Origin of the sequence: Streptomyces sp. NPDC001822 (genome assembly GCF_042892135.1) — a bacterium.
Taxonomy (GTDB): domain Bacteria; phylum Actinomycetota; class Actinomycetes; order Streptomycetales; family Streptomycetaceae; genus Streptomyces.
The window spans coordinates 226,293-249,073 of the sequence record NZ_JBIATW010000009.1 but is presented as its reverse complement, the minus strand read 5'-3'; the positions used below and the strand labels follow the sequence as shown (position 1 = coordinate 249,073).

Annotated in this window: 13 protein-coding genes; 10 read left to right on the top strand and 3 right to left on the bottom strand. The window is 72.7% G+C overall.

The window, feature by feature from the left end:
• Positions 1-4 precede the first annotated feature (4 nt).
• On the bottom strand, positions 5-1,141 hold the full coding sequence (locus tag ACFYY2_RS22280) for an ADP-ribosylglycohydrolase family protein (RefSeq protein WP_388745465.1): 1,137 nt from the start codon (positions 1,139-1,141) through the stop codon (positions 5-7).
• 254 nt (positions 1,142-1,395) lie between these two features.
• Here ACFYY2_RS22280 and ACFYY2_RS22275 point away from each other — a divergent pair, with 254 nt between their 5' ends.
• From ACFYY2_RS22275 to ACFYY2_RS22250, 6 genes are all read left to right on the top strand, one after another.
• A complete protein-coding gene (locus tag ACFYY2_RS22275) occupies positions 1,396-2,127 on the top strand; it encodes a VIT1/CCC1 transporter family protein (protein ID WP_388745463.1) in 732 nt (243 codons plus the stop codon).
• Positions 2,128-2,606: 479 nt separating this feature from the next.
• Positions 2,607-7,166, top strand: coding sequence for a glutamate synthase large subunit (gene gltB / locus ACFYY2_RS22270; RefSeq protein WP_388745461.1), 4,560 nt, complete (start codon positions 2,607-2,609; stop codon positions 7,164-7,166).
• Positions 7,159-8,619: a glutamate synthase subunit beta gene (locus tag ACFYY2_RS22265; protein ID WP_388745459.1), complete on the top strand. Its 1,461-nt coding sequence runs from the start codon at positions 7,159-7,161 to the stop codon at positions 8,617-8,619. Before gltB ends, ACFYY2_RS22265 begins: the two co-directional genes overlap by 8 nt.
• Positions 8,620-8,867: 248 nt before the next feature.
• Positions 8,868-9,818 (top strand): hypothetical protein, encoded by a 951-nt coding sequence (locus ACFYY2_RS22260; protein WP_388745457.1) that lies wholly within the window; start codon positions 8,868-8,870, stop codon positions 9,816-9,818.
• Between the two features lie 21 nt (positions 9,819-9,839).
• Positions 9,840-10,502, top strand: coding sequence for a hypothetical protein (locus tag ACFYY2_RS22255; RefSeq protein ID WP_388745455.1), 663 nt, complete (start codon positions 9,840-9,842; stop codon positions 10,500-10,502).
• Complete coding sequence (locus ACFYY2_RS22250) at positions 10,483-11,376, top strand: inositol monophosphatase family protein (RefSeq protein WP_388745453.1); 894 nt, start codon at positions 10,483-10,485, stop codon at positions 11,374-11,376. The genes ACFYY2_RS22255 and ACFYY2_RS22250 overlap by 20 nt, the downstream gene beginning before the upstream one ends.
• Here the strand turns inward: ACFYY2_RS22250 and ACFYY2_RS22245 are convergent.
• Positions 11,369-12,619, bottom strand: coding sequence for an SLC13 family permease (locus ACFYY2_RS22245; protein WP_388745451.1), 1,251 nt, complete (start codon positions 12,617-12,619; stop codon positions 11,369-11,371). The two genes, ACFYY2_RS22250 and ACFYY2_RS22245, sit on opposite strands and share 8 nt — an antisense overlap.
• Positions 12,620-12,625: 6 nt before the next feature.
• Between ACFYY2_RS22245 and ACFYY2_RS22240 the strand changes: the two genes are divergently transcribed.
• A complete protein-coding gene (locus ACFYY2_RS22240; protein ID WP_388745449.1) occupies positions 12,626-18,466 on the top strand; it encodes a TIR domain-containing protein in 5,841 nt (1,946 codons plus the stop codon).
• Between the two features lie 34 nt (positions 18,467-18,500).
• On the opposite strand, the gene ACFYY2_RS22235 is transcribed toward ACFYY2_RS22240, so the two are convergent.
• Positions 18,501-19,424, bottom strand: coding sequence for a rhomboid family intramembrane serine protease (locus ACFYY2_RS22235; RefSeq protein WP_388745447.1), 924 nt, complete (start codon positions 19,422-19,424; stop codon positions 18,501-18,503).
• A gap of 234 nt (positions 19,425-19,658) precedes the next feature.
• On the opposite strand from ACFYY2_RS22235, the gene ACFYY2_RS22230 reads away from it, so the two are divergent.
• The 3 genes from ACFYY2_RS22230 (at position 19,659) to ACFYY2_RS22220 (ending at position 22,762) form a co-directional block, all read left to right on the top strand.
• Positions 19,659-20,186: a pyridoxamine 5'-phosphate oxidase family protein gene (locus tag ACFYY2_RS22230; protein WP_388745445.1), complete on the top strand. Its 528-nt coding sequence runs from the start codon at positions 19,659-19,661 to the stop codon at positions 20,184-20,186.
• Positions 20,187-20,692: 506 nt separating this feature from the next.
• Complete coding sequence (locus tag ACFYY2_RS22225) at positions 20,693-20,896, top strand: cold-shock protein (protein WP_003969786.1); 204 nt, start codon at positions 20,693-20,695, stop codon at positions 20,894-20,896.
• A 198-nt stretch (positions 20,897-21,094) separates the two neighbouring features.
• A complete protein-coding gene (locus tag ACFYY2_RS22220) occupies positions 21,095-22,762 on the top strand; it encodes a DEAD/DEAH box helicase (RefSeq protein WP_388745443.1) in 1,668 nt (555 codons plus the stop codon).
• Positions 22,763-22,781: the final 19 nt, after the last annotated feature.

Here is a 22,781-nt window from a genome sequence, read left to right as displayed (position 1 = left end):
GCGGTCACCGGCCGGCCCGCCCGGCGCGGGCGCCGGGGGCAGCGGGAACCGGAGCGGCCCGGCCGCCTCCGCCGGGCGGCGTGGCGAGGGCGTGCTCCCGGTGCGGGGCGGGCGGTGCCCCCGGGGCCCTCGGAGGATCCTCGGCCTCGTCCGGTGTCAGCAGCTCCGCGATGTCCAGCACGTGATAGCCCCGCATCGACGGCAGACAGCTGCCCCGGACCGGCCCGATCGCCGACGCCCATTCACGGGGGATCGCCGACGCCCCGTGCAGCGCCCCGGCCAGCGCCCCCGCGACGGCCGCCGTGGTGTCGGCGTCCCGGCCCATGTTCACGGCCATGAGCACCGCCGTACGGAAGTCGCCGCGCGCCGCCGTGAACGCCCCGAACGCCAGGCCCACCGCCTCGGGCGCCAGATCCGTCCACGGGTAGCCGCCGATCACCACGGCGGAGCGCACCGCGCGTTCCCCCGCCAGCCGGTCCGGGTACGAGCGCTGCGCGGCCGTGACCGCGCGGCGCAGCGAACGGGCGGTCCAGGAGTCCATCGGCACGACGGAGAGCGCGGCGGCGATCACCGACGCGAGCCCCTCCCCGACCATCGCTGCCGCCACCCCGGCCGCGACCGCCTGACCGCCGTAGATGCCCTCGCCCTCATGGCTGACCCGTCCGTCCACGGCCACCAGCCGGGCTGCCTCCGCAGGCCGTCCCGCCGCGAAGACCCCGAACGGCGCCGCCCGCATGGCGAGACCGTCGCTCCAGGCGTGCCGGTGCTGCGCCGAGATCGGCGCGGCGAGCCCCCTGCGGAGGTTCTCCAGGGTGCCCCGCTCGCTGAACCCCGCGCCCCGGAAGGGCCCCTCGTCGAGATCCGCGATCCAGTGGTGCCAGGCCCGCTCGACGTGCGGGACGGTCAGCGCGGAACCGTGTCTGGCCAGCAGCAGCCCGGAGAAGATCGCGTACTCGGTGTCATCGGTTCCCGCCGGGTCGTCGCTGACGAAGCCCTCGATGCGGCCCCAGCGGCGGCGGATCTCCGACGGCCGCAGGTTCTCCGCCGGGGCGCCGAGGGCGTCACCGACCGCGAGGCCCAGCATCGCCCCCCGCGCCCGGTCGCCCGTGTCCGCCGCCGGGCCGTCCGCCGTCAGCTCCATCGTGTCGCCCCTTCGCTCGCATCCGTCGCTCGCATCCGGAGTCACCGGACGAACCGGATGGACCCGGATAGAAGGGGATTCCACGCGCGGGCGGAAGAGAGGCGTTCCCACCGTATAAATCGGCCGCCCGGGTGACGCTCCGGGGCAGGTAAGTTCGGCCTTCCTTGCTGGCGGGAGGCCTTTTTCGTGCGTACTTTCGAGTATGCGGAGCGGAAGTGAGACGTTCGGGGCCGCTCCCGGAAATGGGGAGAGCTGTGTCCATCATCGAGACCGACGCCGTCCTGCACGAGGCGCACCGGGACAACCACACCCACCGTGACGTCAACGGCGGCTGGCTGCGTCCCGCGGTCTTCGGGGCCATGGACGGCCTGGTCTCCAACCTCGCGCTCATGACGGGCGTCGCGGGTGGCGCGGTCTCCCACCAGACCATCGTGATCACGGGCCTCGCCGGACTGGCCGCCGGTGCGTTCTCGATGGCCGCCGGGGAGTACACCTCCGTCGCCTCGCAGCGCGAGCTCGTCGAGGCGGAGCTCGCCGTCGAGCGCCGCGAGCTGCGCAGGCACCCCGCCGACGAGATGGAGGAGCTCGCCTCCCTGTACGAGTCCCGGGGCGTCGAACCCCTGCTCGCCCGCGAGGTCGCCCGGCAGCTGTCCAGGGACCCCGAGCAGGCCCTGGAGATCCACGCCCGCGAGGAGCTGGGCATCGACCCGGGTGACCTGCCCTCACCGCTGGTCGCCGCCGTGTCGTCCTTCGGCGCCTTCGCCCTGGGCGCACTGCTCCCCGTGCTGCCCTTCCTGCTCGGCTCCACCCGGCTGTGGCCCGCCGTGCTGCTCGCCCTGCTGGGCCTGTTCGGCTGCGGCGCCGTGGTGGCCAGGGTGACCGCCCGGAGCTGGTGGTTCAGTGGCCTGCGTCAGCTCCTCCTCGGCGGAGCGGCCGCCGCGCTCACGTACGGACTGGGCACCCTGTTCGGCGTAGCCGCGGGCTGACGCCGGCGGCGCGGCACCGGGATGTCCCGGCGCGCGGGGGGCGTCCCGCCCCGCCGCCCGCCGGGCTCGTCCCCGGCCGCGGATGCGGGACCGCGCCCGCGTCCCGCGGCGTCGCAGATGTGTGATGTACGTCTTGGCGCACGTCACTGGGCGTACGGGTGAGCGGCCCGTAGAGTGAGATGCTATGCAGTGCTACACATAAGTAGCCGTTACCCGGCGGTTTCGATTCCATGACCGGCGGGCAAGAGCCGTAGACATCGCGGGCAACGACGCTCGCTCTCTGCGGTCTCCCAGGACAGTGATCCACCATGATCCGTCCCCTCGTGACCCACCCGCACCGCGGCTCCGCGGTGTCCGCATGTTGGAACGTCCTATCCGCTTTTTGAGAAGCGTTCCATCATGTAACCTGCACGAAATTTCGCAGAGGGCCAACGTCGTCCCTCGGCACAGCACATGCCACGACGACGACGGGAGTGCCGATGCGCATCCACGCCTGGTCGCCCATGGACGGTCGCCCCGCCCAGCAGGGGATGTACGACCCCCGTAACGAGCACGACGCCTGCGGCGTCGGGTTCGTGGCCACTCTGACCGGTGTGGCCAGCCATGAGCTGGTCGAGCAGGCGCTGACCGTACTGCGCAACCTCGAACACCGCGGCGCCACGGGATCCGAGCCCGACTCGGGTGACGGCGCCGGCATCCTCCTTCAGGTCCCGGACGCCTTCCTCCGTGAAGAGGCCGGCTTCCCGCTCCCCGAGGCCGGCTCGTACGCCGTCGGCATCGCCTTCCTGCCTGCGGACGACTCCACCGACGCCGTCCAGCAGATCGAGAAGATCGCCGCCGAAGAGGGCCTCGACGTCCTCGGCTGGCGTCAGGTCCCGGTCACGCCGGACATCCTCGGCAACGGCGCCCGCGCCGTCATGCCGGAATTCCGCCAGCTGTTCGTCGCGGACCGCACGAGCACCGGCATCGCGCTGGACCGCAAGGCGTTCGTCCTGCGCAAGCGCGCCGAGCGTGAGGCCGGGGTGTACTTCCCCTCGCTCTCCGCACGCACGATCGTCTACAAGGGCATGCTCACCACCGGACAGCTGGAGCCGTTCTTCCCGGACCTCTCCGACCGCCGTTTCGCCACCGCGGTCGCGCTGGTCCACTCCCGCTTCTCCACGAACACCTTCCCGAGCTGGCCGCTCGCCCACCCCTACCGCTTCGTCGCGCACAACGGCGAGATCAACACGGTCAAGGGCAACCGCAACTGGATGAAGGCCCGCGAGTCCCAGCTCGCCTCCAGCCTCTTCGGCGAGGCGCAGCTCGACCGGATCTTCCCCGTCTGCACCCCGGACGCCTCGGACTCGGCCTCCTTCGACGAGGTGCTGGAGCTGCTCCACCTCGGCGGCCGCTCGCTGCCCCACTCGGTGCTGATGATGGTCCCCGAGGCCTGGGAGAACCACGCCTCCATGGCCCCGGCCCGCCGCGCCTTCTACCAGTACCACTCCACGATGATGGAGCCCTGGGACGGACCGGCCTGCGTCACCTTCACCGACGGCACCCAGGTCGGCGCGGTCCTCGACCGCAACGGTCTGCGTCCCGGCCGCTACTGGGTCACCGACGACGGCCTCGTCGTCCTCTCCTCCGAGGTCGGCGTCCTGGACATCGACCCGGCCAAGGTCGTCCGCAAGGGCCGCCTCCAGCCCGGCCGGATGTTCCTCGTCGACACCGCCGAGCACCGCATCATCGAGGACGACGAGATCAAGGCGTCCCTGGCCGCCGAGAACCCGTACGAGGAGTGGCTGGAAACCGGCGAGATCGAGCTCGAGGACCTCCCCGAGCGCGAGCACATCGTCCACACCCACGCCTCGGTCACCCGCCGCCAGCAGACCTTCGGCTACACCGAGGAGGAGCTCCGCGTCCTCCTCGCCCCGATGGCCCGCACCGCCGGCGAACCCCTCGGCTCCATGGGCACCGACTCGCCCATCGCCGCGCTGTCCGAGCGCCCCCGGCTGCTCTTCGACTACTTCACCCAGCTCTTCGCCCAGGTCACCAACCCGCCGCTGGACGCCATCCGCGAGGAGCTCGTCACCTCGCTGCGCTCCTCGCTGGGCCCCCAGGGCAACATCCTGGAGCCGACCGCCGCCACGTGCCGCAGCGTCACGCTGCCGTTCCCGGTGATCGACAACGACGAGCTGGCCAAGCTGATACACATCAACGCCGACGGCGACATGCCGGGGATGAAGGCGGCCACGCTGGCCGGCCTCTACCGCGTCAGCGGCGGCGGCGAGGCCCTGGCCGCCCGGATCGAGCAGATCTGCGCCGAGGTCGACGCCGCCATGGAGGACGGTGCCCGCCTGATCGTCCTGTCCGACCGGCACTCCGACGCCGAGCACGCCCCGATCCCGTCGCTGCTGCTCACCTCGGCCGTCCACCACCACCTCATCCGCACCAAGCAGCGCACCCAGGTGGGCCTGCTGGTCGAGGCCGGTGACGTCCGCGAGGTCCACCACGTCGCGCTGCTCATCGGCTACGGCGCCGCCGCCGTCAACCCGTACCTCGCGATGGAGTCCGTCGAGGACCTCGTCCGCGCCGGTACGTTCATCGAGGGCATCGAGCCCGAGCTGGCCATCCGCAACCTGATCTACGCGCTCGGCAAGGGTGTCTTGAAGGTCATGTCCAAGATGGGCATCTCGACCGTCGCCTCCTACCGCGGCGCGCAGGTGTTCGAGGCCGTCGGCCTGGACGACGCCTTCGTCGACCAGTACTTCAAGGGAACCGCCACCAAGATCGGCGGCGCCGGACTCGACGTCGTCGCCAAGGAGGTCGCCGCCCGGCACACCAAGGCGTACCCCGCGTCCGGCATCTCCGCGTCGCACCGCGCCCTGGAGATCGGCGGCGAGTACCAGTGGCGCCGTGAGGGCGAGCCGCACCTCTTCGACCCGGACACGGTCTTCCGTCTCCAGCACGCCACCCGCAACCGCCGGTACGACATCTTCAAGAAGTACACCGGCCGGGTCAACGAGCAGTCCGAGCGCCTCATGACGCTCCGCGGCCTGTTCGGCTTCAGGAGCGGCCGCGAGCCGATCTCCATCGACCAGGTCGAGCCCGCCTCCGAGATCGTCAGGCGCTTCTCCACCGGCGCCATGTCGTACGGCTCCATCTCGCAGGAGGCGCACGAGACCCTCGCGATCGCCATGAACCAGCTGGGCGGCAAGTCCAACACCGGCGAGGGCGGCGAGGACGCCGAGCGCCTGTACGACCCGGCCCGCCGCTCGTCCATCAAGCAGGTCGCCTCCGGCCGCTTCGGTGTGACCAGCGAATACCTGGTCAACGCGGACGACATCCAGATCAAGATGGCGCAGGGCGCCAAGCCCGGCGAGGGCGGCCAGCTGCCCGGCCACAAGGTCTATCCCTGGGTCGCCAAGACCCGGCACTCCACCCCGGGTGTCGGCCTGATCTCGCCCCCGCCGCACCACGACATCTACTCCATCGAGGATCTGGCCCAGCTGATCCACGACCTCAAGAACGCCAACCCGGCGGCCCGCATCCACGTGAAGCTGGTCTCCGAGGTCGGTGTCGGCACGGTCGCGGCCGGTGTCTCCAAGGCCCACGCGGACGTCGTCCTCATCTCCGGCCACGACGGCGGTACGGGCGCCTCGCCCCTCACCTCCCTCAAGCACGCGGGCGGACCCTGGGAGCTCGGCCTCGCCGAGACCCAGCAGACCCTGCTGCTCAACGGCCTGCGCGACCGCATCGTCGTGCAGACCGACGGCCAGCTCAAGACCGGCCGCGACGTCGTCATCGCCGCGCTGCTGGGCGCCGAGGAGTTCGGTTTCGCGACCGCGCCGCTCGTCGTCTCCGGCTGCGTCATGATGCGCGTCTGCCACCTCGACACCTGTCCGGTCGGCATCGCCACCCAGAACCCCGTCCTGCGCGAGCGGTTCTCCGGCAAGGCCGAGTACATCGTCAACTTCTTCGAGTTCATCGCCGAGGAGGTCCGCGAGATCCTCGCCGAGCTCGGCTTCCGCACGATCGAGGAGGCCGTCGGCCACGCCGAACTCCTCGACACCGAGCGGGCCGTCACCCACTGGAAGGCCCAGGGCCTCGACCTCGCGCCCCTCTTCCACGTGCCCGAGCTCCCCGAGGGCGCGGTGCGCCACCAGATCGCCGAGCAGGACCACGGCCTGGCCAAGGCGCTCGACAACGAGCTGATCAAGCTCGCCGCCGACGCCCTCGGTGCCGACAGCGCCGAGTCGGCCCAGCCGGTGCGCGCGCAGATCGCGATCCGCAACATCAACCGGACCGTCGGCACCATGCTCGGCCACGAGGTGACCAAGAAGTTCGGCGGTGCGGGCCTGCCCGACGACACCATCGACATCACCTTCACCGGGTCCGCCGGGCAGTCCTTCGGCGCGTTCGTACCGCGCGGTGTGACGCTGCGGCTGGAGGGCGACGCCAACGACTACGTCGGCAAGGGCCTCTCCGGCGGCCGCGTCATCGTCCGCCCGGACCGCGGCGCCGACCACCTGGCCGAGTACTCCACCATCGCCGGCAACACCATCGGCTACGGCGCCACCGGCGGCGAGCTCTTCCTCCGCGGCCGGACCGGCGAGCGCTTCTGCGTCCGCAACTCCGGTGCCACGGTCGTCTCGGAGGGCGTGGGCGACCACGGCTGCGAGTACATGACCGGCGGACACGCGGTCGTCCTCGGCGAGACCGGACGCAACTTCGCGGCCGGCATGTCCGGCGGCATCGCGTACGTCATCGACCTCGACCTCGACAACGTCAACACCGGCAACGTCGGCGCCGTCGAGACGCTGGACGACACCGACAGGCAGTGGCTGCACGACGTCGTGCGCCGCCACCAGGAGGAGACCGGGTCCACGGTCGCCGAGAAGCTGCTGGCCGACTGGGACACGGCGGCCGCCCGCTTCAGCAAGATCATCCCGTCCACCTACAAGGCAGTGCTCGCCGCCAAGGACGCCGCTGAGCTCGCCGGTCTCTCCGAGCAGGAGACCACCGAGAAGATGATGGAGGCGGCGACCAATGGCTGACCCCAAGGGCTTCCTGACCACCGGACGCGAGGTCGCCCAGACCCGCCCCGTCGGCGAGCGCGTCAAGGACTGGAACGAGGTCTACGTTCCGGGCTCGCTGCTCCCGATCATCAGCAAGCAGGCCGGCCGCTGCATGGACTGCGGCATCCCGTTCTGCCACAACGGCTGTCCCCTCGGAAACCTCATTCCCGAGTGGAACGACTACGCCTACCGCGAGGACTGGTCGGCGGCGTCCGAGCGCCTGCACGCCACGAACAACTTCCCGGAGTTCACGGGCCGGCTGTGCCCCGCTCCGTGCGAGTCGGCGTGCGTCCTCGGCATCAACCAGCCGGCTGTCACGATCAAGAACGTCGAAGTCTCGATCATCGACAAGGCGTGGGACAGCGGCGACGTCACCCCGCAGCCGCCCGAGCGCCTCTCCGGCAAGACGGTCGCCGTCATCGGCTCCGGCCCGGCGGGTCTCGCGGCCGCACAGCAGCTGACCCGGGCCGGTCACACGGTCGCCGTCTTCGAGCGCGCGGACCGCATCGGAGGTCTTCTCCGGTACGGCATCCCCGAGTTCAAGATGGAGAAGTCGCACATCAACCGCCGCATCGAGCAGATGCGCGCGGAGGGCACCAAGTTCCGCACGGAGGTGGAGATCGGCAAGGACATCGACGCCGCCAAGCTCCGCCGCCGCTACGACGCGGTCGTCATCGCCGCCGGTGCCACCGTCTCCCGCGACCTGCCCGTCCCGGGCCGTGAGCTGAACGGCGTGCACTTCGCGATGGAGTACCTCCCGCTGGCCAACAAGGTGCAGGAGGGCGACCTGACGGTCTCCCCGATCACCGCCGAGGGCAAGCACGTCGTCGTCATCGGCGGTGGCGACACCGGCGCCGACTGCGTCGGCACCGCCCACCGGCAGGGCGCGGCCTCCGTCACCCAGCTGGAGATCATGCCCCGGCCCGGCGAGGAGCGGAACGCCAACCAGCCCTGGCCGACCTTCCCGATGCTCTACAAGGTCACCTCCGCGCACGAGGAGGGCGGTGAGCGGGTCTACTCCGTCTCCACCACCCACTTCGAGGGCGACGAGGACGGCAACGTCCAGGCCCTCCACCTGATCGAGGTGGAGTTCAAGGACGGCAAGCTGGAGCAGAAGGCCGGCACCGAGCGCGTCATCCCGGCCCAGCTCGTCACGCTGGCCATGGGCTTCACCGGCACCGACCAGGCCAACGGCCTCGTCCAGCAGTTCGGCCTCGAACTCGACGAGCGCGGCAACGTCGCCCGCGACGACGACTACGCGACCAACGTCGACGGCGTCTACGTCGCCGGTGACGCCGGCCGAGGCCAGTCCCTCATCGTGTGGGCCATCGCCGAGGGCCGCTCCGCGGCACGCGGGGTGGACCGCTTCCTGACCGGGACGAGCGCACTGCCCGCCCCGATCCGCCCGACGGACCGTTCCCTGACGGTCTGATCACGGCACAACAGACGTCCCGTACAACGGCGTACGGAACTGAACGCGGCGCCCGCCCAGTCCCCGACCGGACCGGTGGGCGCCGTGGCGCGTCCGGGGCACCCGGCGCCTCGCCGCCCCGACCCCGCACGGCCGTCCCCGCACGGCGCGGGCGCCCCGGCCGCCCCCGTGAGCCCCTCCGTACCCCCTGGCGGCGGGCCGCCCCGTTCTCCTACGATCGAAGGAGTCCACGGGGGAGGCGGAATCACATGGCGGTGCGCGGACGGCGCCTGGAGCGGTCCGTCGCCTGGACCCTCAAGAACGTCGACGTGGTGATCGCCGCCGGCGTGGCGCTCACCATCGGGTTCCTCGACATCTTCGGCGACGTCATCACCAGCGACGTCGCGTCGGGCGCCACGCTCGTGGTCCTCGGCGCCCTGGCGCTCGGCTCGATAGTGGAACGCGTGCGCCAGCCCGCCACGATCGAGGAGGCCATGGCCGGCACACGGCGCGCCCTCGAAGACCTCACCATGGTCCGCTCCCTCGCAGGCAACGAGGTCGCCGAAGCCCTGGGCGTCGCCCGCCGGCGCACCCACCTCTGGTACTTCAAGGGCGGCACCGGCACCTACCTGCGGGCCGTCACCCTGCCCCAGTGCGTCGCCGCGGCGCGGGAACAGCGCTCCCAGCTCACGATGAAGATCGACATCATCAACCCGGCCGACGAGCGGGCCTGCCAGGCCTACGCCCGCTTCCGCCAGATGTTCGCCACCCGCACCAGCACCGGGCACGCCGGCCACTGGACGACCGACCGGGTGCGCAAGGAGTCCTACGCGACCGTCCTCGCCGCGTGCTGGTACCAGGACAGGCTCACCACCATGGACATCACGGTGCACCTGTCCTCCACCGTCCCGACCCTGCGCTTCGACCTGTCCGAGTCCTGCCTGATCATCACCCAGGACGACACCTCACGCGTCAACCTCCTGGTCGAGCGCGGACAGCCCCTGTACGACTACTACGTCACCGAACTCCACCAGAGCCGCGCACAGGCGGTCCCGGTCCCCGTCCGCGTGGGTGTGCCCCTGGGCGAGGAACCCACCGTCGACGAGACCCGGGCGCTGTTCGAGGCCCTGGACCTCGCCCTGCCCCGGACGTTCACCGACAGCGACATCGGGGAGATCATCGTCAAGGCCCTGCACGCGGAGGACCCCTACCGGAGGTGAGGCGCCTGAGGGCGCGACCCCATGGACTACGACGAGCTCGAACTGGCCCTGTCCGGCGGCGGATCCGGTCACCCCGACCCGCGAACGCCCGCGGTGGGCGCCCTCACCGAGGTCGCCACCGGAGCCCGGGTCCTGCGTGCAGTGCGCCACCCCCTGGGCTTCCTCTGCCTGCCCCTCCTGCGCGAAGGGCCGCGCGGCGTCTGCGTCCACCTCTTCGACCCGGACCACGGCATCGGGCCCGACGCCGAGCCCTGGCACGCGCACAGCTGGGAACTGCGCAGCCACGTCCTGTACGGACGCGTCACCAACGTGCCGCTGCGGGTCACCCCGTCCGCCGGCCACCCCACGCACCGCGTGTTCGAAGTCCGCAGCGGGCCCGGGGGAGTGGACGAGATAGTCCCCACCGCCGCACTCGTGCGCGGCGAACCCGGCCGCGAACGCGTCAACGGCCCCGGAGAGACGTACACCCTGCCCGCCGGCGAGTTCCACGCCACCTGCACCGACGGCCGCACCCCGGCCGCCACCCTCGTGCTGGGCCGGACCGTGCCCGGCGGCACCGACCTCTCGCTCGGGCCGCTGGACGGCCCCGCGCGCACCATGACCCGCGGACTGTACGACGAGGAACACACGGCGGCGGCCGCCCGTACCGCCCTCAGGAGGATCGATGAGCACGTCAGCGCCTGATCCCGGTCCCGCCGCCGGGCCGCTGCCCGGAGGCGCCGGACGGTACGCGGAGGAACGGGCCGTCGCCGTCGCCGCGGCCGAGGCCGCCGGACACATGCTCCGGGAACGCTTCCGCGCCCCCCTCGCGGTGCGTGCCAAGGACGCCTCCGGTGACGTGGTCACCGCGCTCGACCTGGCAGCCGAGGAGATCGTCCTCGCCCGTTTGCGGCGCCACTTCCCCTCCGACAGCATCCTGTCCGAGGAGGCAGGGATGCTGGGCGGGCCCGGCCACCGCACCTGGCTGGTCGACCCGCTCGACGGCACGAACAACGTGGCGGTGGGGCTGCCCGCCTACGTCGTCGGCATCGCGCTGTGCGTGGCCGGCACACCCGTGCTCGGGGTCGTCCACGAACCGCTGACCGGCCGCACCTGGCACGCCGTGTCCGGGCACGGGGCGCACGCCGACACCGGTCCGCTGACCGGGCCCGACGGCAGACTTCCCGCCCCCGGACCGGTCATCGCCTGGACCCAGGGGCACGCCGTGGGCCGCGGGAACGTCCGGGCCGCCGCCCTGCGCCAGCACCTCGAACTCGGCTGCCGGCGCGTGCTCCAGCTGTGGGCGCCGCTGCTCGGCTGGAGCATGCTGGCCAGGGGCACCATCGACGGCTTCGTCGGCTACCGGGCCGAAGGGCTCGACCTGCCCGCCGGGGCGCTCCTCGCGGCCGAGTCCGGGGTGCTCCTGCGGACCCTGGGCGGCGGGGTGTTCAGACCCGGCTTCGAGGGTCCCGGAGAGGACCGCAGCTTCGTCGCCGCCCGCGCCGACACCCTGGACTACCTGCTCGCCCAGGTCGCCGCGGTGGAGAGCCGCGCCTCCGGCCGCCGCAGGGTCAGCTGACCAGCGCCAGCGCGCAGACCGCGGCGAGCGTGCCCGTCACCGACAGGACCAGCCCCGTCCACAGGAAGCGGCCCATGCCGATCCGCGTCCCGTGGAAGCGGCACCGCTCGAACCACAGCAGCGTCGCCAAGGAGGCCCACGGGGTGATGACCGGGCCCACGTTGACACCGATGAGCAGGGCCAGCAGCTGCTCGTGGTTCCCCGCCGGCACGACAGCCTCGCCCGCCACATAGGCCGGCAGGTTGTTCAGGACGTTGGACATCCCCGCCCCGACGGCGGCCGACCGCAGCATCCCCGCGAAACCGTTGTCCGTGCCGAGGACCCACTCCAGCAGTTCGTGCAGACCGTGCGCGTTGACCGTCTCCACGACCAGGAACATCCCCGGCACCAGGACCAGCAGCCGCCACGGCACCAGCGACAGGCTCAGCTCCGCCCTGCGGCGCACGGCGAACGCCACCACCACGACCAGCATCGCTGTCAGCGACGCCGACCACAGCGGCACGTCGGCGACCAGGATCGCCAGCAGGAACCCGGCACAGGCCACCGCGCAGATCCGCAGCAGGACGGGGTCCTCGGCCACCGGCGGCTCCGGCGGGGTGTAGCGGTCCTGCCCCCGCCGCCCGCGCCGCCAGTAGAACGCCCACAGGCAGGCCGCCGTCACACCGATCGCCGCGAGCTGCGGCAGCCACATCACCGCGGCCAGACCGGACGGCGAGAGCGCCACCCGGTCCGCCGCCAGCAGATTCGTCAGGTTCGACACCGGCAGCAGCAGACTCGCGGTGTTCGCGAGCCACACCGTCGTCATCGCCAGCGGGACCGCCGCGATCCCCACGCGGGTCGCCATCGCCAGCATGACCGGGGTGAGCAGCACCGCCGTGGTGTCCAGGTTCAGGGTGATCGTGGTCAGCGAGGCGAACACCACGCACAGCCCGAACAGCAGCGCGTAGCGGCCGCGTCCCGTCCGCGCCACCCAGGAGGCCACGACGTCGAAGACCTGTGCCCTGCCCGTCAGTTCGGCCATCACGATCACGGTGCCGAGGAACACCACCAGCGGCCCGACGCGCCGCAGCTGGTCCTCCGCCGGACCGGTGGGCAGCAGCCCGGTCACCACCGCGAGCAGCCCCAGGGCCAGCAGGCCGCCCGCGAGCCAGTCGAGCGGATGCAGCCCCCGTACGGCGGCTTTCGGCCCACCGTTCCCGGACCGGCCGGACCACAGTCGCCCCCATGAGAAATCTCTTACCATGGGACGATGGTGTCAGACGGTGAACTCAGTTCAGGAGCAAGCGAGTTCGATTTCTTCATCAGTTATTCGCCCGCCGACGAGCCCTGGGCGGCCTGGATGGCGTGGACGCTCGAGGAAGCCGGCTACCGCACCGTCGTCCAGGCGTGGGACTTCGTCCCCGGCACCAACTTCATCGACTACATGGACCGCGGGGTCAGCGAGTCCGCCGCCGTCATCGCCGTGCTCTCCCGGCACTACGAACGCTCCGTCTACGGCCGGATGGAGTGGCAGGCCGCCCTGCGGGCCGCCCCCGAGGCACCGGAGCGGCGGCTGCTCACCGTGCGGGTCGACGACATGCCCATCGAAGGGCTCCTCGCCACCCTCACCTACGTCGACCTCGTCGGCGTCGCCACCGCCGACGCCGCCCGCTCCCTGCTCCTGACCCGCGTGGAACAGGCCCTGGACGGACACGCCCGGCCGTCACGGCGCCCCGGATACCCGGGTTCCCCGCCTGCCCCCGGCCGGGCCGTGCGCCCCGGCGCCTATCCGCCCGACCCGGACCGCGACACCGGCCGGGGACCCGGCCGGACCGGACGGCGCAGGCCCGCCCGCGCCCCCGGCTACCCGCCCGTCGCCACCGCCGCCCCCGGCCGCGACACCGTCACCGTGCTGCACCTCGCCGGCCCCGACTTCGGGCGCGGCCGCGAACCCGAGACCCTGGCCCGGCAGCTCCGCGGCGACATCGTCGAACTCCGGGACGCCGGAGCGCCCGCCCCCGACCTGCTGGTCGTCACCGGAGACCTCACCTCGTCCGGCAGCCCACGCGAATGCGACCAGGCGCTCGGCTTCCTCACCGCGCTGCGCTCGCAGCTGGAACTCCCTCCGCAGCGCGTGGTCGTCGTACCCGGCGCGCAGGACGTCAACCAGGCAGCCTGCCGCGGCTACTTCCACACCTGCGAGGCGGACGAGGTCGCCCCCCAGGCCCCCTACTGGCCCAAGTGGCGCCACTACACCCGGCTCTTCCGCAGCCTCTACCAGGGCCTCGACACCGTCTTCGACAGCGATCAGCCCTGGACCCTCTTCCCCGTACCCGAACTCAGCACCGTCATCGCCGGGTTCAACTCCACCATGGCCTTCAGCCACCGCCCCGACGACCAGTACGGCTCCGTAGGCCGGGACCAGGTCGCCTGGTTCGCCGAGGCCCTGCGCGGTTACGAGGAGGAGGGATGGCTGCGGATCGGCGCCCTGCGCCACCCGCTCACCGACGCCCGCCACCGGGCCGACACCGCCGGAGGCCCCGGCCCGCTGCGCGACGCCGACGTCCTCACCCGGCTCACCGGCCCCCGCCTCAACCTCCTGCTCCACGGACCCACGGGCGGCCCCCGCACCACCGGAGGCGAACCCACCCACTCCGAAGCGGACGCGGGAGCCACCCGGCTGCCCGTCTTCGGCTCGGCCGCACCCGCGCGCTTCCAGCTGCTGCGGATCGCCGCCGACGGCGTCACCCGCTGGGACGACCGCACCCCCGGAGCGGGCCCCTCCCGGATCACGACCGGACCCTGGCGGCACACCGGCCGCGCCTTCCCCGCCCGCGCGGACGCACCCACCGCGCCCGACTTCGACCGGCCGTCCCCCTCCGACGCACCCGACGACTCCCTCACCGCCCGCGTCAAGGAGATCTGCCGGGCCCGCCGCGAAGGCGTCGGCCTCCGCGACATCCCTCGCCGGGGCCCCGGCGACATGGCCCAGATCATGGCCACCTGGCAGGAGGACGGAGTGGTGCGCCAGCAGCGCATCGCCATCCACCCCGACGTGCCCACCGAGGCCGAACTCGACCGCTTCAGCGCCCAGGCCCACGCCATGGGCACCGGAGCCGACGCCGTCGTCGTCCACGCCGGCGAGGCACCCGGCCCCGCACTGCGCGCGTACGCGGCCTCCGGCGGCGTCCGGATCAGGCTCCGCAGCTTCATCGAGTTCCAGGGCCTGCTCGACCTGCGCGGCTACGTCGCCGCCCAGACGGCGCGTCTGGAGAGCAGCGAGCTCTACCCGCCCGCCCGCTACCTCACCCAGCGCTACCGCGACGCCGACCGCACCGGCGGCGGCGAGCACACCGGGCTCGTCGAGGACCTCATCGACCTGCTGGACAGCGACCACGGCCGCTTCCTGCTGCTCCTCGGAGACTTCGGCCACGGCAAGACCTTCGCCCTGCGCGAGCTCGCCCGCCGCATCCCGGAGCAGCTGCCCCACCTCATCCCGTTGCTCATCCCCCTCAACACCCTCGACCGGGCCCACACGCTCGAAGGGCTCGTCGCCGCCCACCTCGCCGCCCACGACGTCGACGTCATCGACCTGCGCGCCCTGCGCTACATGCTCGCCGAGGGCCGGGTCGTCCTCCTCTTCGACGGCTTCGACGAACTCGTCAACCGCGTCAGCTACGACCGGGCGGCCGACCACCTCCAGGTCCTCCTCGACGCGGCCGTCGACCGCGCGAAGATCGTCGTCAGCAGCCGCACCCAGCACTTCAAGTCCCACGACCAGATCCTGACCGCCCTCGGCGAACGCGTCGGCCTGCTCCCGCAACGCCGGATCCTCTCCGTCGAAGGCTTCACCCCCGACCAGATCCGCACCTACCTCGAACGCCTCTACGGCGACGAACGCCTCGCCGGACAGCGCTTCCAGCTCCTGCGCGACATCCCCGACCTGCTCACCCTGTGCCGCAACCCCCGCCTCCTCTCCTTCGCCGCCGTACTCGGCCAGGACCGGCTGCACGCCGTCGCCGGTGCCGGCCGCGCCCTCAGCCCCGCCCGCCTCTACGAGGACGTCTTCACCTCCTGGATCGGCCACGAGGAACGGCGCGGCCAGGGCGGACCCGGCGCCGCACCCGGACTCGGCGCCGAAGCCCTCTGGTCCTCCGTCACCGCCCTCGCCCTGCGCCTCTGGGAGTCGGGACGCACCGCGCTGCGCCTGGACGAACTCACCGAGACCGTGGCCGTCACCCTCAGCGGCCTCACCGGCCCCTCCCTCACCGCCCCCGAACTCTCCACCGCCGAACGCGCCCAGGCCGTCGGCGCCGGAAGCCTGCTCGTGCGCGGCGACGACGGCGTCTTCCAGTTCATCCACGGCTCCGTACTCGAATGGCTGGTCGCCCGCGAGGCCGCCCACCGCCTCGACCGGGGCGACGACGGGCTCCTGGCCACCCGCACCCTCAGCAGGCTCGCCGTCGAGTTCCTCTGCGACCTCGCCGACCACGAGCGCTGCGCCCGCTGGGTGCACGACACCCTCGACCCCGAGGGGCCACCCTCGGGGGAGACCGCCCGGGCCAACGCACTGCGGATGGGCGAGCGGCTCCGCGTCCCCGCCGGCGTCGACCTGCGCGGGGCCCGGCTCGCCGGCGAGAACCTCTCCCACCGCGACTTCTCCGGCGCGGACCTCACCGGCGCCGACCTCACCGACGCCCAGCTCACCGGGACCAGCCTCACCGGTGCGGTCCTGCGGGACGCCGTCCTCGCCGGAGCACGCCTCGACCACGCGGACCTCACCGGCGCCGACCTCACCCGCGCCGACCTGACCGGCAGCAGGCTCACCGCGGCCGACCTCCGGGGCGCGCACCTCACCGGCAGCCGCTGGCACCGGGCCGCACTCATCGCCCCCGTCCTCGACGACGCCGTGCGCGCCGCCCCGGAACTCGCGGCAGCGGCCATGGCCCCCGGAATGGCCGTCGAAGCCGGACACCGCCCTTCCTCCGTCGGCGTCCCCTACGGCTTCGACATGCGCACCAGCAGGCTCCCCGAACCCATCGCCTACAGTCCCGACGGCGAACTCCTCGCCGTCGGCAGCGAGGACGGCGGCGTCCTCATCTGCGGTGCGGGCACCGGTCAGGCCCTGCGCACCCTCCAGGGCCACTCGGGACGCGTGTACGCGGTGAAGATCGCCGCCGACACGATCGCGACCGGCAGCTCCGACGGCACCGTACGCCTGTGGGACCCGGTGTCGGGGGCCTGCCGCCACCGCCTCGACGTCCATCCGGACGGGGTCTGGCCCCTCGTCCTCGACAGCACCGGCGGCCTCCTCGCCACCGGCGACAAGGACGGACTCGTCACCGTCTGGTCCGTCGCCTCCGGAGACGCGCTGCACCGGCTGCCCGGCCACACCGCCCCCGTCTACACCGCCGTGTTCGCCCCCGGAGGGGACACCCTGATCACCGGGGACGCCTCCGGCCGGGTCCGCCGCTGGGACCTCTCGGACGGCTCCTGCGCCGGCGAACTCACCGGCCACCGGGGCTCCGTCTACCGCGCCCGGTTCAGCCCGGACGGCTCCCTCCTCGCCACCGCCGACCAGGGCGGCGCCGACGGCGGCACCGTCCGCGTCTGGGACGCCGTCGGCTTCCGGCTCCTGCACACCTTCACCGGGCACAGCGGACGCGTCTACGCCCTCGACTTCCACCCCGACGGCAACCTCCTGGCCACCGGAGGCACCGAGGGCCAGGTCCGCCTCTGGGATCCCGTCGTCGGCACACCCGCCGGCGCCCTGGAACGCGGCACGGGCGCCGTCTACCAGGTCCTCTTCCACCCCACCGGGCAACTCCTCACCTCCTGCGACAGCGACGGCAAGGTCAGGCTGTGGAGAGTCACCGGTGACGCGCGCCGCGGCCGGACCGTCACCCTCCACGACCGCCAGCCCACCGCCCACCGGGGCTCCGCCTGGGCATGCGCCTTCCGCCCCAGCGACCACCAGCTCCTCACCGTCGGCAACGACGGAGGCGCCCAGATCTGGGACGCCGACACCGGTCAGGGCCGGCGCATCCTGCGCGGCCACGGACGCCGGGTCACCGGACTCTCCTTCAGCGCCGACGGCAGCCGCCTCGCCGCGGCGGGCAACGACGGGATCGTCCGCCTCTGGGAGACGGCGACGGGGCGCCGCACCGAGGAGATCACCGGCCGGGGCAACCGGCTCGTCTCCGCGTTCTTCAGCCCCGCCGAGGACGTGCTCGCCGCCGCCGGCAACGACGGCGACATCCACCTGCGGTCCCTCCCCGACGGCGGTCACCTGCGGGACATCGACGCCGAGACCGAGCACATCTGGGCCGGGGCGTTCAGCGCCGACGGCCGGCTGATCGCGACGGCGAACGACGACGACACCGTCCGGCTCTGGTACCGCTCGACCGGCGCCCCCGTCGCCACCCTGACCGAACACCGGGGCCGCGTCAGGTCCATCGCCTTCGCGGCCGGCTCCAGCCCCCTGCTCGCCACCGGCTGCGACGACGGCGCCGTCCGCCTCTGGGACCCCTGGTCGGGGGACCTCCTCGCCGACCTGCGGGCGCACACCGACCGGGTGTACGGGGCGGCCTTCGGCAACGACGGATCCTGGCTGGTCACCGCGGGCTGGGACGGCCTCGCCGTCGTGTGGCGCGACGGCGAGGCCGCGCACACGCTCACCGGACACCGGGGCAAGCTCTGGACCGCCGCCGCACACCCCACCGCACCACTCCTCGCCACCGCGGGCGACGACCGCGTCGTCGGACTCTGGCACGCGGAGACGGGGACCCGCCTGGCCGGACTCACCGGCCACGCCGGTCGGATCCTCGCCCTGGCCTTCAGCCCGGACGGCGGCACCCTCGCCGCCGCGGGCGAGGACGGCACCGTACGCCTGTGGACCCTGCCCGCCGACGGTTCGCAGCCGCTCCCCAGGGCGACCCTGATCGGTCTGCCCGGCGGCTGGGCCACCCTCACCCCGTCGGGCGGCTACAAGTACGACGGGGACGCCGCGGGGGAGTTCTGGCACGTCGTGGGCATGACCCGCTTCACGCCCGGCGAGCTCGACGCCCACCTGCCGGAGGTGAGGCGGCTGCCCGTCGGTGAACCGCTGTGACCGGCACCGCCACGGCCGAAATGCTTCCCGGCGGTCAGGCCGCGCCCGTCAGCGCGGCCGTCCGCACGGCCACCACCACCGCCAGCAGCGCCACCAGGGCCACCCCTCCGGCCAGCTGCACCCCGGAGGTCCGCAGCCTCGACGGCGCGTAGGCGAGCCCGTAGGTCACGAGACCACCGGTCAGCAGCCCACCGAGGTGCCCCTCCCACGAGGTGAACAGCGCCGACACCACCATCCAGATCAGGAAGCCCGCGATGAACTGGTTGACCGGACGCATGTCCCGCCCCAGGCGCCGGCTGATGACGTAGAAGGAGGCCGCGAGTCCGAAGACCGCTCCCGAGGCGCCGACCGCCGGGGTGCCGGGCGAGATCAGGTGGACCAGCACCGAACCGCCCAGCGCGGACAGCAGGTACAGCGCCAGATAGCGCGCGCGGCCGAGCTGGCCCTCCACCACCCGGCCGATGTTCCACAGGGCCAGCATGTTGAAGACGAGGTGCATCACCCCGAAGGAGGTGTCCGGGGGCAGGTGCAGGAACGCGCCCGTCAGGAGCCGGTACCACTCCCCGCCGGCCACGCCCGTCAGTTCGAACCCCAGTGGGGTGCCCGTGGTCCCGCCCGTGTAGGAGTAGAGCCCGCCGTCCGGACCGACCAGCGCCGCGCCGAGCATCTCGAACCGCTCGACCGTCGCGGGCCTGACCACCTCGACGACGTACGCGAGGACGTTCAGCACGATCAGGACGTAGGTGACGACCGGGGCCGCCGCCGTCGGCACCTCGCCGCCGAACACCGACCGCGCCCGGCGGACCGAACGCTGCCCCTCCCTCACGCACTCCACGCAGTGGTGGCCGACGGCCGCCTCACGCATGCAGTCCGGGCAGATGTAGCGGTCGCAGCGCGTGCAGCGCACATACGTCTCGAACGACGGGTGGCGATAACACGCGGTGGCGGCGGCCTCCATGGCCGGCTCCTTCACTCGTGGACGGGGCGGGAGAGGCCGCTGGGGGCGGCGGCGCTCAAGATAGCGAACGCCGGTGACGAGCGGCGCACTCGGGTGGCGGGACGCCGGGAGAGGCGGCGGTCGCGGCACCCGCGGCCCGCGTCACACGGCAGGCCGGGCCGGCCGAGGCGCGGGGCGGCCGATCCGGTGACACGCGGGAAAACCCGACAGGGGATGTCGGGATTACCGGGTTCGATGGATCTCATGACACCGAGCACCCCGAGCGCCCCGAGCACCTGGCAGGACTTCCGCGCGGCGCAACCCGCATTCGCCGACACCGTGCAGAAGCGGTTCCAGCAGTACAAGCACCACGTCCTGTCGACCCTGCGCAAGGACGGCTCCCCCCGCGTCACCGGCCTGGAGGTGGAGTTCCGGATGGACACGCTGTGGTTCGGCATGATGCCGAACTCCCGCAAGGCGCTCGACCTGCGGCGTGACCCCCGCTTCGCCATCCAGGCCAACCCGGGGCCCGACGCCGAGATGGCCGACGGTGACGTCCGGATCTCCGGCCGGGCCGTGGAGGTCACCGACCCCGCCGTCCTGTCCCGCTTCGTCGAGGAGGTCACGCCGCCGGAGCCCTTCCTCCTCTTCCGCGCCGAACCCACCGAGGTCGTCCGCACCGGGCTGGACGGCGACGACATCGTCCTGCAGGTGTGGCGCCCCGGCCACCCGCTGCGCACTCTGCGCAGAGGTGCCGACGCGAGCCCCGTCCGCGAGGGGTGATCCCGCGGCCGCCCGGCCCCCGGCAGCCCGGCCCCCGGCCGCCCGGTCACCCGGGCGGCCCAGCGCTCCCGGAAATCCACCGCCCCCGCGGAGAGCTCCGGGCCGCGCCGTCCGTAAGGCTTTCAGGTGAATCCGCCGTCCCTCTGCCGACCCGGGACGCACCGAACGGAATCGGCCCCGGGTGCACCGGGTCGGGCGGGCGCCCGGGAGACACAAGGGGAAGCGCCCGGGAACACTTTCGCCATCTCGCGTGCACGGACCATGCCCGCGGCCCTGGTCTGCGGGACTCGCGCCACGCCGGTACGGACGGCCCTGCCGTCCGGCGGCGGATCGTGCTACGGTTGCCCAGTTGCAGTTTTGGTACCCATGAACTTTATGTGCGCCTGACGGGAACCCTCCTCAGGCGCTTTATTGTTTTCCGGCTTTCTCCGGATGGGGCTCAATGCGGCGACTTGGAATTCGTAAAGTGCGGATTCTCGGCACTGCACCTCTTTTAGGAGAATGACATGGCTACTGGAACCGTGAAGTGGTTCAACTCGGAAAAGGGCTTCGGCTTCATCGAGCAGGACGGCGGCGGCGCCGACGTCTTCGCCCACTACTCCAACATCGCCACCTCGGGCTTCCGTGAGCTCCAGGAGGGCCAGAAGGTCTCCTTCGACGTCACGCAGGGCCAGAAGGGCCCGCAGGCGGAGAACATCGTCCCGGCCTAATTGCCGCGACGCGTACCTCGCAGCCGGGGCCCGCACCGTGAAGGTGCGGGCCCCGGTTTGTGCTGTTTCCGACTCGTCCTGTCCCGTCGGCTCCGCCACCGGGACATCTGCTCTGTGCATGCATCCTGGGGCGCACAGACCGAGCAGTTCGCAGGAGTCGGCGGTAATCCCAGGAATCCCCCAGGAGGGCAATTCCGTATGACCCGCTCCGAACGCCAGGACCGACCGACCCGCAACCGCCCGATAAAGGGACGCGGCGCGGACCGGCCGCAGGCGAACACCCGCGGCGCCGGCAGGGCTCCTGCCCGCCGCAAGCCCGCACCGCCCCAGGGCGGCGAGTTCGCCCTGCCGCAGACCCTCACCCCGGCGCTTCCCGCCGTCGAGTCGTTCGACGCGCTCGACATGCCCGCCGCGCTGCTCAAGACCCTCGCGGCGCAGGGCGTGACCGACCCCTTCCCCATCCAGGGCGCGACCCTGCCGAACTCGCTGGCCGGACGGGACATCCTCGGCCGGGGCCGCACCGGCTCCGGCAAGACCCTGGCCTTCGGGCTGGCCCTGCTCGCCCGCACCGCGGGCCGCCGTTCCGAGCCGCACGCCCCGCTGGCGCTCGTGCTCGTGCCCACCCGCGAGCTCGCCCAGCAGGTCACCGACGCGCTCACCCCGTACGCCACCGCCGTGAACCTGCGCGTCGCCACGGTCGTCGGCGGCATGTCGATCAGCCGCCAGTCCGGCGCGCTGCGCCGTGGCGCCGAGGTGCTCGTCGCCACCCCCGGGCGGCTGAAGGACCTCATCGAGCGCGGCGACTGCCGGCTCGACGCGGTCTCGATCACCGTCCTCGACGAGGCGGACCAGATGGCCGACATGGGCTTCATGCCCCAGGTCGTCGCGCTCCTCAAGCAGGTCGAGCCGGACGGCCAGCGGATGCTGTTCTCCGCCACCCTCGACAAGAACATCGACCGGCTGGTCAAGATGTTCCTCACCGACCCGGTCGTGCACTCCGTCGACCCGTCCGCCGGTGCCGTCACCACCATGGAGCACCACGTGCTGCACGTGGCGGACGAGACCGACAAGAAGGCCGTCGCCACCCGGATCGCCGCCCGCGAGGGCCGGGTGATCATGTTCGTCGACACCAAGCGCGGGGCCGACCGCTTCGCCAAGCGGCTCCTCGCCAGCGGTGTCCGTGCCGCCGCCCTGCACGGCGGACGCTCCCAGCCGCAGCGCAACCGCACCCTGGACCAGTTCAAGACCGGCGAGGTCACCGCTCTCGTCGCCACGAACGTCGCGGCCCGCGGCATCCACATCGACGACCTCGACCTCGTCGTCAACGTGGACCCGCCGACCGACCACAAGGACTACCTCCACCGCGGCGGGCGCACGGCGCGCGCCGGGGAGTCCGGCAGCGTCGTCACGCTCGTGCTGCCCGAGGAGAAGCGCGACATGACCCGGCTGATGTCGGACGCGGGCATCGCGCCGCACACCACCCGGATCAAGTCCAGCGACGAGGAGCTCAGCCGCATCACGGGCGCGCGTGAGCCCTCCGGTGTGGCCGTCGTCATCGAGGTGCCGCAGCCGACGCAGCCGAAGCCGCGCACGCGCGGGGGCCAGGGCGCCGGTTCCGGCGGCGGGTCCTTCCGCTCGGGCAGCCGCGGCCGCGGCCGCCGCGGCGGCACGGGCACGGGTTCTGCTCCGGGCGCCGCGCAGGGCGGTGGCGGCGCGTCCCGTGGCGGCGCCGGAGCCCGCGGTGGTGCCGGTGCGGCCCGTGGCGGTGCCGGGTCCGCGGGCGGTTCCGCCCGGGGTGCCGGCACCGGCCGGCCGGCGGGAACCGGGCGCGGCAGCGCGCCCGGGCGAGGCCGCAGGGCCGCGTGACCTGAGGACGCGGTGACCG

Bases quoted from the DNA above. Each gene is read 5' to 3' on its own strand.
- gltB (WP_388745461.1), top strand. From the start codon at position 2,607: ATGCGCATCCACGCCTGGTCGCCCATGGACGGTCGCCCCGCCCAGCAG.
- ACFYY2_RS22235 (WP_388745447.1), bottom strand. From the start codon at position 19,424: ATGGAGGCCGCCGCCACCGCGTGTTATCGCCACCCGTCGTTCGAGACG.
- ACFYY2_RS22220 (WP_388745443.1), top strand. From the start codon at position 21,095: ATGACCCGCTCCGAACGCCAGGACCGACCGACCCGCAACCGCCCGATA.
- ACFYY2_RS22240 (WP_388745449.1), top strand. From the start codon at position 12,626: ATGGTGTCAGACGGTGAACTCAGTTCAGGAGCAAGCGAGTTCGATTTC.
- ACFYY2_RS22230 (WP_388745445.1), top strand. From the start codon at position 19,659: ATGGATCTCATGACACCGAGCACCCCGAGCGCCCCGAGCACCTGGCAG.
- ACFYY2_RS22255 (WP_388745455.1), top strand. From the start codon at position 9,840: ATGGACTACGACGAGCTCGAACTGGCCCTGTCCGGCGGCGGATCCGGT.
- ACFYY2_RS22250 (WP_388745453.1), top strand. From the start codon at position 10,483: ATGAGCACGTCAGCGCCTGATCCCGGTCCCGCCGCCGGGCCGCTGCCC.
- ACFYY2_RS22245 (WP_388745451.1), bottom strand. From the start codon at position 12,619: ATGGTAAGAGATTTCTCATGGGGGCGACTGTGGTCCGGCCGGTCCGGG.
- ACFYY2_RS22260 (WP_388745457.1), top strand. From the start codon at position 8,868: ATGGCGGTGCGCGGACGGCGCCTGGAGCGGTCCGTCGCCTGGACCCTC.
- ACFYY2_RS22265 (WP_388745459.1), top strand. From the start codon at position 7,159: ATGGCTGACCCCAAGGGCTTCCTGACCACCGGACGCGAGGTCGCCCAG.
- ACFYY2_RS22225 (WP_003969786.1), top strand. From the start codon at position 20,693: ATGGCTACTGGAACCGTGAAGTGGTTCAACTCGGAAAAGGGCTTCGGC.
- ACFYY2_RS22280 (WP_388745465.1), bottom strand. From the start codon at position 1,141: ATGGAGCTGACGGCGGACGGCCCGGCGGCGGACACGGGCGACCGGGCG.